Origin of the sequence: Blastococcus sp. PRF04-17 (genome assembly GCF_023016265.1) — a bacterium.
GTDB lineage: Bacteria > Actinomycetota > Actinomycetes > Mycobacteriales > Geodermatophilaceae > Blastococcus_B.
The window spans coordinates 4394556-4409837 of record NZ_CP095412.1; the positions used below are offsets into that span (position 1 = coordinate 4394556).

A 15282-nucleotide genomic window follows, 5' to 3' on the forward strand; every position below is an offset into this window, starting at 1 on the left:
CTTGTCAGGCCGCACGCGGCGCGCCACCAAGGCGCCGTCGCGGGGAAGGGCCTGAAGATCAAGCGCGTCTTCACCACCCCCGGTGTGCACCCCTACGACGAGGTGACGTGGGAGCGCCGCGACGTCGTCATGACGAACTGGCGCGACGGCTCGATCAACTTCGAGCAGCGCGGTGTCGAGTTCCCTGCCGAGTGGAGCATCAACGCCACCAACATCGTCACGACCAAGTACTTCCGTGGCGCCGTCGGGACCCCCCAGCGCGAGAGCAGCCTGCGGCAGCTCATCGACCGCGTGGTGCTCACCTACGGTGCGGCCGGTCGCGAGCACGGCTACTTCGCCAGCGAGGGCGACGCCGAGATCTTCGAGCACGAGCTGACCTGGATGCTCATGCACCAGTACTTCAGCTTCAACTCACCGGTCTGGTTCAACGTCGGCACGAGCGCGCCCCAGCAGGTCAGCGCCTGCTTCATCCTCGCCGTCGACGACGAGATGGACTCGATCCTCAACTGGTACCGCGAGGAGGGCCTGATCTTCAAGGGCGGCTCCGGCGCCGGCCTCAACCTCTCCCGCATCCGCTCCTCCAAGGAGCTGCTCTCCTCCGGTGGCACCGCGTCCGGCCCGGTCAGCTTCATGCGCGGTGCCGACGCCTCCGCCGGCACCATCAAGTCCGGTGGGGCGACCCGCCGCGCGGCCAAGATGGTCGTCCTCGACATCGACCACCCCGACATCGAGGAGTTCATCGAGACCAAGGCGCGCGAGGAGGACAAGATCCGCGCACTGCGCGACGCCGGCTACGACATGGACCTCGGCGGCAAGGACATCACCAGCGTCCAGTACCAGAACGCCAACAACTCGGTCCGCGTCTCCGACGAGTTCATGCGCGCGGTCGAGGACGGCTCGGAGTTCGGCCTGCGCGCCCGCATCGACGGCTCGGTCATCGAGACCGTCGACGCCAAGGCCCTGTTCCGCAAGGTCACCCAGGCCGCCTGGGAGTGCGCCGACCCCGGCATCCAGTACGACGACACGATCAACGACTGGCACACCAACCCCGAGACGGGCCGGATCAACGCGTCCAACCCCTGCTCGGAGTACATGAGCCTGGACAACAGCTCGTGCAACCTGGCGTCGCTGAACCTCATGAAGTTCCTGAAGAACGACGGCACGTTCGACACGAAGAACTTCGTGAAGGCCGTCGAGCTGGTCATCACCGCGATGGACATCTCCATCTGCTTCGCCGACTTCCCGACGGAGCCCATCGCCGAGACCACCCGTGCCTACCGCCAGCTCGGCATCGGGTACGCCAACCTCGGTGCGCTGCTCATGGCGACCGGCCACGCCTACGACTCGCGCGGCGGCCAGACGCTGGCCGCGGCCATCACGTCGCTGATGACGGGCACGGCATACCGGCGCTCGGCGGAGCTGGCCGGCATCGTCGGCGCGTACGACGGATTCGCCCGCAACGCCGACGCCCACGCCCGCGTCATGCGCAAGCACGCCGCGGCCAACGACGCCATCCGCCCGGTGGGTGCCGACGACGCCGACGTGCTCAAGGCCGCCACCCAGCAGTGGCAGGAGTGCCTGGAGATCGGCGCCGACAACGGCTGGCGCAACGCGCAGGCCTCCGTGCTCGCCCCCACCGGCACCATCGGCTTCATGATGGACTGCGACACGACCGGCATCGAGCCGGACTTCTCGCTGGTCAAGTTCAAGAAGCTGGTCGGCGGCGGCTCCATGCAGATCGTCAACCAGACGGTGCCGCGCGCGCTCAAGAGCCTGGGCTACCAGGAGGAGCAGATCGAGGCCATCGTCGAGTACATCGCCGAGCACGGCCACGTCGTCAACGCCCCGAGCCTGCGGCCGGAGCACTACGAGGTGTTCGACTGCGCGATGGGCGAGCGGGCCATCTCGCCGATGGGCCACGTCCGGATGATGGCCGCGGTGCAGCCGTTCATCTCCGGCGCCATCAGCAAGACGGTCAACATGCCCGAGACGGCCACCGTCGAGGAGGTCGAGCACATCTACTTCCAGGGCTGGAAGCTCGGCCTCAAGGCGCTCGCGATCTACCGCGACAACTGCAAGGTCGGCCAGCCGCTCTCCGACGCCATGAACAAGAGCGACGGCTCGAAGAAGACCGCCGCGGCGGTCGAGGCGGCCCCGGTCGCCCTGTCGCACCCGGTGCGCAAGCGGCTGCCGAAGAAGCGGACGAGCGTCACCACGTCGTTCAGCGTCGCGGGCGCCGAGGGCTACATGACCGCCGGCATGTACGAGGACGGCAGCCTCGGTGAGGTGTTCCTCAAGCTCGGCAAGCAGGGCTCGACCCTGGCCGGTGTCATGGACGCCTTCTCCATCTCGCTGTCCATCGCGCTGCAGCACGGTGTGCCGCTGGAGACCTACATCCAGAAGTTCACCAACATGCGGTTCGAGCCGGCCGGCATGACCGACGACCCCGACATCCGGATCGCCCAGTCGGTGATGGATTACATCTTCCGTCGCCTGGCGCTGGACCACCTGCCGGTCGAGAAGCGGGCCACCCTGGGCATCTTCACCGCCGAGGAGCGGGCCGCCCAGGTCGCCGGCTACGACACGTCGGCGTCGACCGCCACGGTCGTAGAGGAGGAGGAGGTCGACCTCGAGGCGCTGCGCGGCTCTGCGCCGACCGAGACCAGCACCAAGGGCGTGGCCAAGCCGGAGGTCAAGGCGGAGAAGCCGGTCCAGGAGGCGCACTCCTCGGCCGAGCTGCTCGAGCTGGTGACGGGGACCGCCACCGACGCGCCGCTGTGCATGACCTGCGGCACGAAGATGCGTCCGGCCGGCAGCTGCTACGTCTGCGAGGGCTGCGGCTCCACCAGCGGCTGCAGCTGATGGCGAGGCTCGCCGGGATGTCCTGCGGTTTCTCGCGGAATGTCCCGGCGGGCTCGCCGGAATGTCACTTCGGCTTGCGGTGACATTTCTTGCCAAGTTCCGGCCCCGGTCGTGATCTTGGCAAGTCAGCTACCAGCCGCCCCGGCCCTCTTCGGAGGGCCGGGGCGGCTCTGCGTTAGCGACGAGCAGGAGGAGGGCAGGTGACGGAGCCGCCGCGGCGGCCCGCGACCGGCGGCGGCGCCGGCCGCGGCGCGCCACGCCCGCGGAGCGGTGGGCGGATCGCGGGGAAGCCCTACGCACCGATGCCGCCGGCGAAGGCCGGGAAGGGGCCGGCGTTCCCGTACCGGGACTACTCCGACATTCAGCCGCCGGCGCTCCGCGACGCCTACGAGTGGTGGCAGGACATCTGTTTCGACATCCGGGAGCGTCGCCCGGCCCTGGCGCTCAGCGCCGAGCAGGTCGCAGAGCGCGCGGGGGTGTCGCCCAACACCGTGGAGTCACTGGAGCGGGGGCAGTGGGTCGCCTCGCACATCCTCCTGCGGGTCGCTTCGGTGCTGGGCCTGCGCATCGAGCAGGCAGTGCCGGTCCGCCGCGCGCGGTCCGGCGGCGCCGCACCCGGCGTCGGTGGCGGTGCGGGGGCGGCCGGCCGGGTCGCCACCCGCGAGGACGTGCTGGCCGCGCGGCGGGTGCTGCGGGAGCTGGCCGCCCACTTCGGGCTCGGCGATCCACGGGTGGAGGCCGACGGCACCGTCGTCGTCGACTGCGTGACGCCGGGCTTCGGGCCGCTGTGGCGGTTCGCCGCGGTCGCCGGCCAGACCCTGGGCGCCGGGGTGGAGGTCGCCTCCGCCGAGCCCGGGCGCCGCCGGATCGGAACCGAACTGCTGTGACAGGGATGCGGCCGCGGCCGCCGACGGGGAGCTGAAGATCGCCATGGGCCTGTGGGAGGACCGCCTGCGCAGCCACGCTGTGCACGGGACGTTCGAGACGGTGCTGACGGCGCTGGACAGCCTGTCGGCCGAGCAGGTCGAGCAGGCGCCCGACGAGGTCGAGCGGCTCATCTGGGTCGTCGGACACGTGCGGGAACGGCTGCGCACCGCGCCGCCGATGTCCGTGCCGGCCCAGTGTCCCGAACAGCTCAACGCGCAGCTGAACCAGGTGAACCAAGCCATCGCGCAGTACGCGGCCACTGGCCAGGTGCCACAGCTGGGCAACGCGAACAACGCCGCCGACACGCTCCTGGAGCTGGCGCGGGTACTCCCGCCACTGCCGCCTGACGTGGTCACCGCCGAGGCCGGGGCGTACCTGGAGCGGATCAGCGGCATGGTCTCCACCGTTGTCGGTGACGCGGCGAAGGACCGGGAGCGGTTGCACGACGCCGCCGACGCGCTCGACGCGCGGCTGACGTCGACGGCGCAGCAGTTGGAGCAGCTCGAGGCCGGCACCCGAACGCAGGTCACCAAGCTGGACCAGGCCATCGCCGCGCAGGAGAACCAGTTCGACCGGGCCCAGGGCGAGCGCCTGGCCGCCTTCCGGGAGGCCGAGCAGGAACGCGCGCAGGCCGCGGAGGCGGCCGCGGAGGCCGCGGGAGAGCGGTTCGCCACCACGGCCGGTGAGCTCACCGACCAGGCGGCCGGCACGCTCAAGTCCTTGGCCGAGCTGAAGCGGCAGGCCGAGGAGCTCGTCGGCGCGATCGGCGTCGCCGGCGTCGCGGCCGGCTACAACGAGACGGCGCAGCGCGAGGAGCGCGTCGCCGACGTGTGGCGCTGGGCCACCGTCGCCGTGGCGCTGCTTGCCGCAGGGGTGCTGGTCGCCGCGCTGTTCGTCGACCACTCCGCCGACGGCTCCTGGCAGCGCCTGGCTACCCGCCTGCTGGTGTCGCTGTCCTTCGCCGGAGTGGCCGCCTACTGCGGCCGGGAATCCGCCGCACACCGCCGGGTCGCCCGCGAGGCCCGCGCCCGGCACCTGCAGCTGGCCGCGCTCAACCCGTACCTGGCCAACATGCCGGAGGAGGAGAGCATCCGGCTCAAGGGTGAGCTCGCGCCGGGCTACTTCGCACCGGCGAGCACCGACCGGACGGACGGAGCCGCCGACGCCGGCAGCGGCGGGCCGCTGTCCCGAGAGCAGCTCACCGACCTCGTCCAGGCCCTGATCACCAAGGGCTCCCCGCGCTGACCGACCGGCGCCGACCCGCCACGCCGCCCAGCGGATCCACACAACGGAGGTGTCCATGGGGGACCCGACCCTCGCCGCGTACGCACAGAGCCTGGCCCCGCCGCCGTACGACCGCGCGACCGCGAGCCGCCGTCGAGCGCCCATCGAGGGGGCCCTCGGCCGGTCCACCCTCCGCGTCACCCGGATGTTCGAGAGCGGCTCGTGGAGCCACGGGACGGCGATCAAGGCCAAGAGCGACGTGGACTACATGGCCGCGGCGACCGGAACCCGGCCGACGTACCCGAGCAGCGCCCTGGCGACGGCCAGGACGGCGATCAGCCTCTGCGACCCCAGCATCGCGACGGCGCGGGTGTCCTCTCCGGTGGTGCAGGTCGCCTACTACACGCCGCCGAACTTCGAGATCGCCCCGGCCTGGTTCAAGGGCCGGTCGCCGGGCGGATACGACGTCTACTGGATCGGCGGCCGCGGCGACGAGTGGGTGCAGTCGGCACCGGCAGCGCACCTGGCCTACGTGGACCGGCAGAACGACCGGCTCGGCAAGAAGGTCAAGCCGCTGGTGCGGCTGCTCAAGGCGTGGAAGCACCACGCCGGAGCCCCGGTGTCGTCGTTCTACCTGGAGATGCGCACCGCCGAGCACGCCGCTGGCGAGGCGTCGATCGTCTACGAGATCGATCTCATCTCGGTCATCCGCACGATCGTGGAGATGGGCGCTCGGGACATGAACGATCCCCAGCACATCGTCGGCCGCATCCCCGCATGCTCATCGGACGAGAAGCGCCGCCAGACCGTCCGGCTGCTCGAGAACGCCTGGCGCTCGCTGTTCACCGCCTCCCAGGCGCGGGCGCGCGGAGACCGCGCCGCCTACTGGCACGCCATGTGCGCGGTCTTCGGCTCGGACTACCCGTGGCCGACCTGGTGACCGAGGCGGCCTGGCGGGACGCGGCCGCCGAGGAGCTGCGTCAGCTGATCGACGACATGCTGCACACCGAGAAGGCGCACCTGACGACCGCCGCGCGCCTGCAGAAGGTGCACCGTCCCCTCGGTGGGCTGGCCGCGCTCCTCGCAGCAGCCGGCGGCGCCACGGTCCTCGCCGATCTCAGCGCCCTGCTGGCCGGCTTCCTCGCCCTCGGGGCCGCGCTGGCTTCTGGGGTGCTGACCTTCCTCAAGCCCGACCAGCTGGCCGAGCAGCACCTGGGTGCCGGCCGTCAACTGGGCGCTCTCCGCGTGCGGGCCCGGCAGACGCTGCACCTCGACGTCGCCCGGCTGTCCACGGACGAGCTCCGGACCGCGATCGCAGGCATCGCGGAGGACAAGGCGAAGATCGACTCCGCCGCGCCGGGCACCAACGACAAGGACTACGCCGTCGGCCGCCAGAAGATCCTCAACGGCACGTACGACCGGGACCGGTAGTCGGTTCCGCCTACGGCCGCGTGGGCGCCCGAGGTTGCGGTCGACTGGTCTCAGCGGCGTCGCCCCAGGGTGGGAAGTCCGCCGGAGACGGTGCGGACGCTGTTCGACCGGCCCTCCGCCGGCGGCGGCCCCGGCGCTCGTGCCGCGGGATCCAGCTGCTCCCGTAGTCGCGAGATGCGGAGCACCAGCGGATCGTGCCCGCGGAGATCTCGATCGGCGAGCTCGGCTTCCACGGCCTCCAGAAGCCGGCGAGCGCGGGCCAGCTGCCCGAGGCCGATGAGCTGCGCCACCTCGGTCAACCGAGCAGGAACCGTCGGTCGCCCGGCCGGTCGCACGGCGGGATGGAGCTGGCCCGAGGCTCGGTCGAGGGCCTCGCGCTGCGTTCGCACCTCGGCTAGATGTACTGACCAGCGACGTTGGTTGAGGGCGTGTGACCACTCGATCTGACTGATCGATCTTGTGGAGGGAGGACCTCCGGACGTGGAGTGGAGCTGCTGAAGGCACCCGCTCACACGAACCGGAGGTCCTCGTGGCCCACGCTAACGCTGCCCTGACTCCCCGCCACCGTCTCAAGCTCGCGCGCGCCGTAGTGGAGGACGGCTGGACGATCGCCTACGCCGCGGCGGTGTTCAACGTCGCCTGGCCCACCGCGAAACGGTGGGCCGACCGGTACCGCACCGGCGGGCGGCGGCGATGGAGGACCGCAGCTCCCGTCCGCACAGCTGCCCTCGGCGGACTCCCCGGCCGGTGGTGCGCAAGATCGTGCACCTGCGGTGGAAAAAGCGCCTCGGGCCGGTGCAGATCGCCGACCGCCTCGGCCTGGCCCCCTCCACGGTGCATGCGGTGCTGGTCCGCTGCCGGATCAACCGGCTCTCCCACGTCGACCGGGCCACCGGGGAGCCGATCCGCCGCTACGAACACGCCCATCCCGGTTCGCTGCTGCACGTCGACGTGAAGAAGCTGGGCAACATCCCCGACGGGGGCGGCTGGCGCTACGTCGGCCGCGCCCAGGGCGACAAGAACCGAGCCGCCACCCCAGGCAAGCCGCGCAACGCGCACTACAACCCCAAGCTCGGCACCGCGTTCGTGCACACCGTGGTCGATGACCACAGCCGCGTGGCCTACGCCGAGATCCACGACGACGAGACCGCCGCCACCGCCATCGGCGTGCTGCGCCGGGCGACCGCCTGGTTCGCCGCCCGCGGCGTCACCGTCGAGCGAGTGCTGTCTGACAACGGCTCGGCCTACCGCTCCCACGCCTGGCGCGACGCCTGCGCCGAACTCGGGATCAAACCCAAGCGGACCCGGCCCTACCGGCCACAGACCAACGGCAAGATCGAGCGCTTCCACCGCACCATGGCAGACGGCTGGGCCTTCGCCCGGATGTTCCTCAGCGAATCAGCGCGCCGAAAGGCCCTGCCGGCCTGGCTGCACGAGTACAACCATCACCGGCCCCACACCGCGATCGGCAACCGTCCGCCCATCACCCGCTTGACCAACGTGTCCGGGCAGTACAGCTAGAGCTCGACCCACGGCATCTGCCGACCCGGGGGTGCGCGTCCGGCCAGCACGCCGGATCAACGTCGTCTCCGCCCGCACCAGCACGTCGCGTGCCTCCTGCGAGCGGCCGGCCGTGACATGGGCGCGGGCCTCCGCGCAGGCGCGGGAGGCGAGCTCGTCGGCGTTCACCGTGGCAGGACGTCGGCGGGCCATGCCAAGCATGGTCGGGCACGGGTCCTGCGACGTGCCGCCGCCTCGCCGGGGACGTGGACGGCGAGGTCGGGTGCTGATCCGCGCCTCCCGTGGTCACGCGGAGCGTGGCAGATCTGTGGAAGCCGGACCGGCGCCGCGGCGCTCAGATGTCGGGCGACTCGCCGGTCCACGGTGCGGTGAGCCAGTCGGGCGGTGCGCCGAGGCTGGTGAAGGCCGAGATGCCGACGGTGTCGACGAGCAGGCGGGCCCAGGAGCGTGCCTCGGCGACGTCGGCGGCGAGCCGGTCGACGTCCCGTCGGGCGGTCGTCAGGGCGGCGTCGGCGGTACGCAGGTCCCGCTCCAGCTGGGGGATGTCGCCGGCGCGGGCGAGTAGCTGCGCGATCGGGTGGGCGGGCCAGAAGCCGCCGTCGGCACCGAGGTCGACGGTGCCCCAGCCGCCGTCGTGCAGCAGGACGGGGGTTCCGTCGGCGCCGATGAGACCCCACCCCTGCGGGCCGACGAGGCGGCGGGCGTCATGGTCGTCGTCGCGGTCGCTGGTCGGGCGCCGGCGGCGCTCGAGAGCGCCGGGATCCACCTGTTCCCAGCGCCACGGGCCCGGCGGCACCTCGGTCATGGCTGCGTCTTCCGCTGCTCGTACCACTCCCAGATAGCGGCCAGGCCGAGGGTCGGTTGGTCGCACTGGCACACCACGTGCATCTCCTCGTTGGCCGAGGTGAAGCTCTCCACGGTCACGGCGAACCACTGGTCGCCGTGAATGGCCTCGACCGTCGCGCCGTGATCGGCGAGGAGGCTGAGGAGCAGGTCGTCGACGAACGTGCGGTCGGTGACCGGCCGCGCCTTCAGCTCCTCGCTGCCGCGGGACAGGGCGGCCCTGACCCGCTGGTAGAGGGCTTCGCCGGCGGCAGCCCGCTCGGGCCCGCAGGTGCACACCATCGGCAGGTGGTGCCGCTCGGCGGGGTCGGGAACAGGGCTCACGGGGTGTCCTCGGTCGGAGGTGGGGCGGGGTAGCGCTGGACCTGGCGGACGGCGCTGGTGAACCGGACGGTGGGCACGCCGTCCTCGCGCACCTGCAGTTGCAGCTCCATGCCCCGGCCGACGACGGGGTCGGGCCAGCTGAGCAGGGCGAGCGGCTCGCCGTCCCGGCGTAGTTCGGTGCCGTCGCGGGGCAGCCGCAGGGCGGTCATCGTGTCCGGGTCGAACACGTAGACCGCGCCGTCGGTCACCACGCGCATCGGGGTCGCGTCGGGCGGCGGAGCCGTCCTGGGCGCGGGACCGGCGAGGTGGACCCGGAGGACCACCGTCGGCTCGGTGGTTCCGCCGTCGTCGGCGGGCGGTGGGTGCGCGGTCGGGGTCACGGCGCCTCCTGGTTGGGGTCGGGGTCGTGCAGTGATGTGGAGCGTGCGCCGGCCAGGCGGGCCTGGCAGTCGCGCAGCCGGCGCATGCCCTGGCCGACGTGGTCGGAGCTGGTCACGACGACCTCCGCTGAGCGACGATCCCCCGCGCCGCTAGCACCAGCTGCTCTCCGGTGCCCACCCAGCTGTGCTCGGCCAGTCGGGTGGCGACGGCCGCGGCGGGGCGCTCGCCGGCGAGCTCGGCCACCGCGTACGCCAGCGCGCCGAGGCGATGCAGTTCCCGCTCACAGTGGGACACCTCGCCGAGCAGCTGGTCACGCAGCCGCTGGCAGTTCGCCTGCCGATCGGCGAGGGCACCGGGCTCCGCCACGACGTCGAACAGCCCGTCCTGGGCGACGGCGGTCACGACTGGCCCCGCTCGGTCGGGACGAGCAGCGAGTACGCCGCGTCCGGGTGCAGCGCCAGGTCTCCGACGCCGTCGGTGGTGAGGATGCCGGCGCCGACCAGGGAGGCGGCGGCGACCTTCTCGGCGTTCGAGCGGGCGATCATGTGCCGGCCGCCGCGGCCGGCGGCGGGCACGATCGTGCGGGTGAGGGCCTCGTGCACCAGGTGGGCTTGGGTTCGGTCGAGTCCGGCGCGCACGGCGTCGTAGCGGCGCACGGCCTGCAGTTCCTCGGTCGGCAGCGCGTCGACGTCGCGGACCAGGGAGAGGCGGTTCTGCAGTCGATGGACGCGCAGGCCGGTGGCCGGTGCGGCCGCGGTGAGCGCGTCGACCGCGGCGCTGAACCGTGCGCTGTCCCAGCCGAGGACCTCGGCGAGCGTCTCCCCGGGCACCAGGACGCCCAAGGTGTGTAGGGCGGCGCCGAGACGTCGGGCGTCCTGCTGCGCCGGCTCGGCGATCACGGTGGCGCCTGGACCGTTCAGGGAGGTCCGTGCGGGGCGGGGGAGCAGGTCGGCGAGGTCGACGCCCAGCAGCTCGGCCAGCCGCAGCAGGAGCGCGAGTGGCTGCTCGGCGTGGTTGACGCCGGACTCCAGACGGCTGACGACCGCGGTCGTCACGCCGAGGTGCTTGGCCACGTCGCGGCGGGACAGGCGCAGCTCGCTGCGCCGACGGCAGATCAGCTCGACGTCGAGCAGCGGGAGCGTCTCCGGTGACGGGGCGGTGGGTGCGATCGCCGGTGCCGTCACCGGTGCGGTGTCCGGTTCGGCCGGCACGGGGGCGCCGATCGGGGTGACGGTCACGCCCCAGCGGCGGAGTGTGGTGGCCGCATCGGGGGCGGTGCGCTCGACGAGCCGGCTGGTGACCACGACACCGAGTTCGGTGCGGACCTCCGACAGCAGCCGGGCCAGGCCCTTGTCCGACTGCGGCGCTCCGGTCGAGGTGGCCAACAACGGAGCGCTGTCCGGGGCGCCGGCGGCGACGCGCAGCAGCCGCTGAGCGGCGACGTACTCGGCGGCGCCCGGCTCCACCGTGATCGTCCGTCCGGCGACGCGGACCCAGCTGCCGTCCTCGGCGGTGTCGGCGATGGTCGCTGCGCAGATCTCGGTGCTGCCCAGCCGGGCCGCGGCCAGCGCGGAGGCCGCGCCGCGGACCGGCAGCCGGTAGGCGCGCAGCCGCCGCCACAGCTGCGGCGTGCGCGCGGCCGCGGACGGCGACGCGGCGGCGGTACCGAGCAGCGTGGGGACGTCGACCTGAACGAGCGCGCCTCGCCACAGAGCCGCGATCTGCAGGCCGCGGAGGTCGGTGACGAACTGCGTCAGGGTGCCGGCGCTGTCGTACCGGTTCAGCAGCCAGCCGGCGACCACCTCGGCCTCGGCTCCGCTGTCGTCCAGCCGCCGGCCCGCGTCGGCGACCGCCGCCCGCACGCGGGCCTGCACCCAGGCGGCCTGCTCGGCCGGCAGCAGAGCGCGGCAGCTGGCCAGCAGCGTGGTCGCATCGACCAGGGGCAGCCGTCGGGGCTCGGTGGGCTCGGCCGGACCGACCGGGACCGAAGCGGTAGGCCGGCGCGCCGAGGATCGGTCGAGCAGCCCGGGCCACGCGGTGGCGGCCGTCGCCGGCGACACCTCGGTCGCGCACCAGTCGGCGAGCGCGTCGGTCACTGTGGTGGTCACCGGCGGGCAGGTGACCAGCCACAGCCGGGCGTGCGCCGCGGCGGCCAGCAGCGCCAGGTCGGCGATCATCGCCGGGGTCAGCTGCTCGGCGCCGGCGATCAGGATGTCGCCGATCTGCTGGATGGCCAGCCGCACCGGCAGCAGCTGCTGGTTCTCGTCGGCGTTGCGGCCGGTACCGGACACGGTGAGGTCGACGCCGAGCGCGGTGAGCAGATCGCGGCACAGCCAGTCGAGGCGACGCATGCCCGGCCGGACCCGGACTGCGATCCTGCCCGCGTCGGGGTCGTTGGCCGCGGCGACCTGGCGGATGGCCGCGTCGTCGTCGGGGACGTGCAGCACGGTGAACCCTGCGGGCAGGTGCACCGGCGGCGCGGTGGCCGTCACGCCGGCACCTCCCAGGCGTCCACCCCGGCCCGCGCCACTGCGTGCCCCACCAGCTTCGCCGTCAGCGTCCGGTGGACAGGCTGGCCGCGGTGGGCCAGCCGCTCGTTGACCTTCTCGGCGGCCCGCAGCAGGCTGGCCCAGTCGCGGAAGTTGCCAGAGCAGTACCGGGTGTCGACGCGCTGCAGCAACTGGTCGTCGGCCTCGGCCAGCAGTGGGTGCAGGGCGTGCAGCGTGGCCAGCAGCTCCGCGCCGGTGAGGAGATCGAACCGGGCCGAGCGCCCACGGATGCGGCTGCGTGCTCCCGGCGCCTTGTTGAGCGCGGTGGGCAGCTCGCTGCCCACCAGGACCAGCGTCCACTCCGGGTAGGTCTCCTTGAGGTAGATGAGCTGCTCCAGCCCTCGCCGCTGAGCGCGGTGGGCCTCGTCTACGACGACCACGGGAGAGTGCTCGCAGAGCAGCTCGCCGAGGTCGTCGGACAGGTAGTAGCTCTCGCCGGAGGGACGCCCGCCCCGGAGCTTCTGCAGCAGCCGCACCGTCATCTCGGTGTGCGCGGCGGTGGGGCCGGACTGCAGGAAGATGCCCAGCCGGCCGGCCGCGGAGACCGTCTCGAGGAACGACAGCGCGCAGAACGTCTTGCCGGTGCCGGGGGCGCCGAGCAGGGCGGCGATGTCGTTGTCGGCCGCCGCGCCGCGGAGCACGACGGTGGCCCGGTTGAACGCCAGCGTGGGCACGTCGGCGGCACCGGTCAGGCCGCGCAGGTGCTTACCGATCACGGCAGGTCCTCCTCGTCGTCGAACAGCGCGCTCGGGTCGGCGGCCAGGTCGTCGATGTCCGGCTCGGTGACGCCGGCGACGTCGGCGTAGAACGGCTCCTCGTCCCCGGTCGGCAACGTGGCGTCGGGCTGGGGCGCGCTGGCGATCGGGGCCTCGTCGGTCGGGTCGGTGATGTCGTCGAGCAGCTCGTCGACGTTGGCGGCCAGCTCGTCGACCGCGAACTCCGCAGCGGTCTGGCCGTAGGTGGTCTGCGCGCCGTTGGTGGCCTTCGTGCGGTCGGCGCGGGCGCGACGCATGCGGGCGCCCTCCTGCTCGGCGGTGCGCACGACCTCGTACTGGCGCCGGCGCTCGGCCAACAGGGCGGCACGCTGGTTGGCGGTGAGCGTGTGGGACGGGTAGGCGGTGCACACCCACCTCGGGCCATCGAACACCTCGATGAACAGGCGCTCGAACTCGAGGTTGGGCAGGTACCGGACCGCAACCTTGCGGCCGACCAGGCGGTTGAGCTCCGCGGCCACGTAGTCCACGCCGTGCAGGCGGATGCCGTTCTTGTTGACGGTGCGGGCGTGCTTGGTGGTCAGCATCGCCGGCATGAGCTGCTCCTGGGTGGCCAGGCGCAGCTGGGTGTTGTCAGCCGCCCAGGCCCGCAGCGGGGTGGTGCCGAGCTGACCGTGGATCCGGGTGGCGTTGTACTCCTCGAAGGCCCACCGCTCGCCCTGCGCGATGAGCAGCATCTCGGAGAACAGCTGGTTGCCGCTGGTGTGGTCGCCCCAGTACTTGGTGCCGGTGAACGACGCGGGGCCCTCGGTGTAGGCGGGCATGCTGCTGTAGCACTCGTCCTGGCTGATGCCCTGCCAGGACTCGATCTTGCCCTTCTCCCAGCCGGCGTACGGGGTCACCGCCGTGCCGAGGGTCGCGAGGGACACCACGAGTTCGGTCACCAGGTCCGACAGGTTGGACTTCGCGTTGTCCCACACGATCTCGTCGGGGATGCCGCCCACCCACACCTCCTGGTCGTCCAGGAGGTAGGTCCGGCCGAGCACGCCGCGGGCGATGCAGGCGGCGACCTCCTCGGCCCGCGGCGGGCCGGGGGTGAATACGGTGGCCATGACCATCCGGGTCTTGGCGTCCAGGGCGGTCGTCTGGTGCAGCTTCACCGGCTTGGTGCCCTTGGCCGGGAGGACGAACACCGGCACCTCCTGGCTGTCGAGCTCCCACCGCCGGTTGCGGGCGGCGACCTCGACCTTCAGGTACATGCGGGAGCCGATGAGGGTGCGGGCGCCGCCGCCCTTGACCGCGCGCGCGATCCCGTTGTCGTCGTGGTTGCGCAGCGCCGCGGTGAACGCGGGGTACGAGGGCGTGCTCGGGTCGGTGGCGCACAGCTCCTGCCAGGCGCGCTTGAGCTTCGGGGCGGCGGCGACCACGGCGAGCACCTGCGGGGTCACCTGCCAGGCCTTCCGCGGCGCCGGATCGGGCACGTCACGGATGCCGCCGACGCCGGCGGCCAGGTGCTTGGCCTCGGCCTTGAGCCACCGCCGCACCTGGCGGGGGGTCACGCCGGCGGCGGCCGCGGCGCGGGCGACGGCGTCGTCGGGGTAGGTGCCGTCGGGCCGCTGCGCGGCGACGGCCAGCGCGAGCGCGGCGCGCTTGAGGTAGCCGGCGGTCACCGCGCCACCGCCGCGTCCTCGCGGGCGCCGCGGGTGGCGAGCACGAACGTCGCCGCCGCGACGTCGACCATGGTGCCGCTCACCGGGTCCGCGGCCAGCCGCACGCCCAGCGGCGACTCCTGCAGCGGCGCGAAACCGGACGACTGGTGCACCAGCGACATGGCCGGGGCGGCGATCGACAGGATGCGCACGCTGACCCGGTCGCCGGCGCTGCTCTGCGCCCAGGCGGTGACCTCCGCCAGCCGGTCCCAGGCGGCGCGGTCGGCCAGGGGGTGGCTCGGCGGAGCGGTGCGCACGAAGTCGATGACGATGTTGCCGTGGCCGTCGGCCCAGGTGAGCGGGCAGGCCGGTGCAGCCCCCGTCAGCGTCCACTCCTCTGGCAAGCGGAAGTACCGGTCGTAGACGGCCGGGTGGCCGGCGAGCTGCTGGCGGGCGGCGTCGTGCCGCACCGGCATGCCGTGCATGTCGACGATGCGCGCCGCCAGGGTGAGCGCGCGGCGGCTGCACATCGACGTCGGCGCGTCGGTGGGCAGCGGGTGACGCAGGTGCTCGGCGAGCATGTGCTCGCTGCGGACGTCGAGCGCGGTGTTGAACCCTCCGTAGCCCTGCCCGCGGCTGGGGCGGGCGGGCCGGTCGATGACGGCGGTCATGTGTCCTCCTCGGTTGGCGCCGGTCGGCGCGTGTGTCCGAGACCGGTCCGGCGAGGCCGGAGCACGGGGCACTCACGCCGACCCAACCGGTTGGCCCGCGAGGGGAAGCGCTTGAGGCTCGTCTGGGTGCGACGAACCGCCGGCGTCGTCGTGCCGCGATCCGGTGGGATTGCGCAGGAGTCTGTCG

General features: G+C 72.7%; 14 protein-coding genes and 1 pseudogene. 7 read left to right on the top strand and 8 right to left on the bottom strand.

The window, feature by feature from the left end; translation table 11 throughout:
- Nucleotides 1–57 precede the first annotated feature (57 nt).
- The 7 genes and pseudogenes from MVA48_RS22380 (at nucleotide 58) to MVA48_RS22410 (ending at nucleotide 7965) form a co-directional block, all read left to right on the top strand.
- Entirely contained in the window at nucleotides 58–2862 is a 2805-nt protein-coding gene (locus MVA48_RS22380; RefSeq protein WP_246989353.1) for a vitamin B12-dependent ribonucleotide reductase, read from the top strand.
- A gap of 200 nt (nucleotides 2863–3062) precedes the next feature.
- Nucleotides 3063–3749: a helix-turn-helix transcriptional regulator gene (locus tag MVA48_RS22385; protein WP_246983857.1), complete on the top strand. Its 687-nt coding sequence runs from the start codon at nucleotides 3063–3065 to the stop codon at nucleotides 3747–3749.
- A gap of 43 nt (nucleotides 3750–3792) precedes the next feature.
- Nucleotides 3793–5034, top strand: coding sequence for a hypothetical protein (locus MVA48_RS22390; protein ID WP_246983859.1), 1242 nt, complete (start codon nucleotides 3793–3795; stop codon nucleotides 5032–5034).
- Between the two features lie 55 nt (nucleotides 5035–5089).
- Nucleotides 5090–5953 carry an SMODS domain-containing nucleotidyltransferase gene (locus MVA48_RS22395; protein ID WP_246983861.1) on the top strand — a complete coding sequence of 288 codons (864 nt, stop codon included), beginning with the start codon at nucleotides 5090–5092 and terminating at the stop codon, nucleotides 5951–5953.
- Entirely contained in the window at nucleotides 5938–6444 is a 507-nt protein-coding gene (locus tag MVA48_RS22400; protein WP_246983870.1) for an SLATT domain-containing protein, read from the top strand. The genes MVA48_RS22395 and MVA48_RS22400 overlap by 16 nt, the downstream gene beginning before the upstream one ends.
- A 194-nt stretch (nucleotides 6445–6638) precedes the next feature.
- Nucleotides 6639–6842, top strand: coding sequence for a hypothetical protein (locus MVA48_RS22405; RefSeq protein WP_246983872.1), 204 nt, complete (start codon nucleotides 6639–6641; stop codon nucleotides 6840–6842).
- A gap of 131 nt (nucleotides 6843–6973) precedes the next feature.
- A pseudogene (locus MVA48_RS22410) lies at nucleotides 6974–7965 on the top strand (IS481 family transposase).
- 334 nt (nucleotides 7966–8299) lie between these two features.
- Here the strand turns inward: MVA48_RS22410 and MVA48_RS22415 are convergent.
- From MVA48_RS22415 to MVA48_RS22450, 8 genes are all read right to left on the bottom strand, one after another.
- Nucleotides 8300–8770, bottom strand: a complete 471-nt coding sequence (locus MVA48_RS22415; RefSeq protein WP_246983874.1) for a hypothetical protein — start codon at nucleotides 8768–8770, stop codon at nucleotides 8300–8302.
- Entirely contained in the window at nucleotides 8767–9132 is a 366-nt protein-coding gene (locus MVA48_RS22420; RefSeq protein ID WP_246983876.1) for a hypothetical protein, read from the bottom strand. The genes MVA48_RS22415 and MVA48_RS22420 overlap by 4 nt, the downstream gene beginning before the upstream one ends.
- The gene (locus MVA48_RS22425) at nucleotides 9129–9512 is read right to left on the bottom strand and encodes a hypothetical protein (RefSeq protein ID WP_246983878.1); all 384 of its coding nucleotides are present in this window, start codon (nucleotides 9510–9512) and stop codon (nucleotides 9129–9131) included. The genes MVA48_RS22420 and MVA48_RS22425 overlap by 4 nt, the downstream gene beginning before the upstream one ends.
- A 112-nt stretch (nucleotides 9513–9624) precedes the next feature.
- A complete protein-coding gene (locus MVA48_RS22430; protein WP_246983880.1) occupies nucleotides 9625–9915 on the bottom strand; it encodes a hypothetical protein in 291 nt (96 codons plus the stop codon).
- Complete coding sequence (locus MVA48_RS22435) at nucleotides 9912–12005, bottom strand: helix-turn-helix domain-containing protein (protein ID WP_246983882.1); 2094 nt, start codon at nucleotides 12003–12005, stop codon at nucleotides 9912–9914. The genes MVA48_RS22430 and MVA48_RS22435 overlap by 4 nt, the downstream gene beginning before the upstream one ends.
- The gene (locus MVA48_RS22440) at nucleotides 12002–12778 is read right to left on the bottom strand and encodes an AAA family ATPase (protein WP_246983884.1); all 777 of its coding nucleotides are present in this window, start codon (nucleotides 12776–12778) and stop codon (nucleotides 12002–12004) included. Before MVA48_RS22440 ends, MVA48_RS22435 begins: the two co-directional genes overlap by 4 nt.
- Nucleotides 12775–14445: a Mu transposase C-terminal domain-containing protein gene (locus tag MVA48_RS22445; RefSeq protein ID WP_246983892.1), complete on the bottom strand. Its 1671-nt coding sequence runs from the start codon at nucleotides 14443–14445 to the stop codon at nucleotides 12775–12777. The genes MVA48_RS22440 and MVA48_RS22445 overlap by 4 nt, the downstream gene beginning before the upstream one ends.
- Nucleotides 14442–15095 (bottom strand): hypothetical protein, encoded by a 654-nt coding sequence (locus tag MVA48_RS22450; RefSeq protein WP_246983894.1) that lies wholly within the window; start codon nucleotides 15093–15095, stop codon nucleotides 14442–14444. The genes MVA48_RS22445 and MVA48_RS22450 overlap by 4 nt, the downstream gene beginning before the upstream one ends.
- Nucleotides 15096–15282 lie beyond the last annotated feature (187 nt).

What these genes read in the sequence shown, in the direction of transcription:
- MVA48_RS22390 (WP_246983859.1), top strand. Translation starts at nt 3,793, where the DNA reads ATGGGCCTGTGGGAGGACCGCCTGCGCAGCCACGCTGTGCACGGGACG.
- MVA48_RS22395 (WP_246983861.1), top strand. Translation starts at nt 5,090, where the DNA reads ATGGGGGACCCGACCCTCGCCGCGTACGCACAGAGCCTGGCCCCGCCG.
- MVA48_RS22415 (WP_246983874.1), bottom strand. Translation starts at nt 8,770, where the DNA reads ATGACCGAGGTGCCGCCGGGCCCGTGGCGCTGGGAACAGGTGGATCCC.
- MVA48_RS22450 (WP_246983894.1), bottom strand. Translation starts at nt 15,095, where the DNA reads ATGACCGCCGTCATCGACCGGCCCGCCCGCCCCAGCCGCGGGCAGGGC.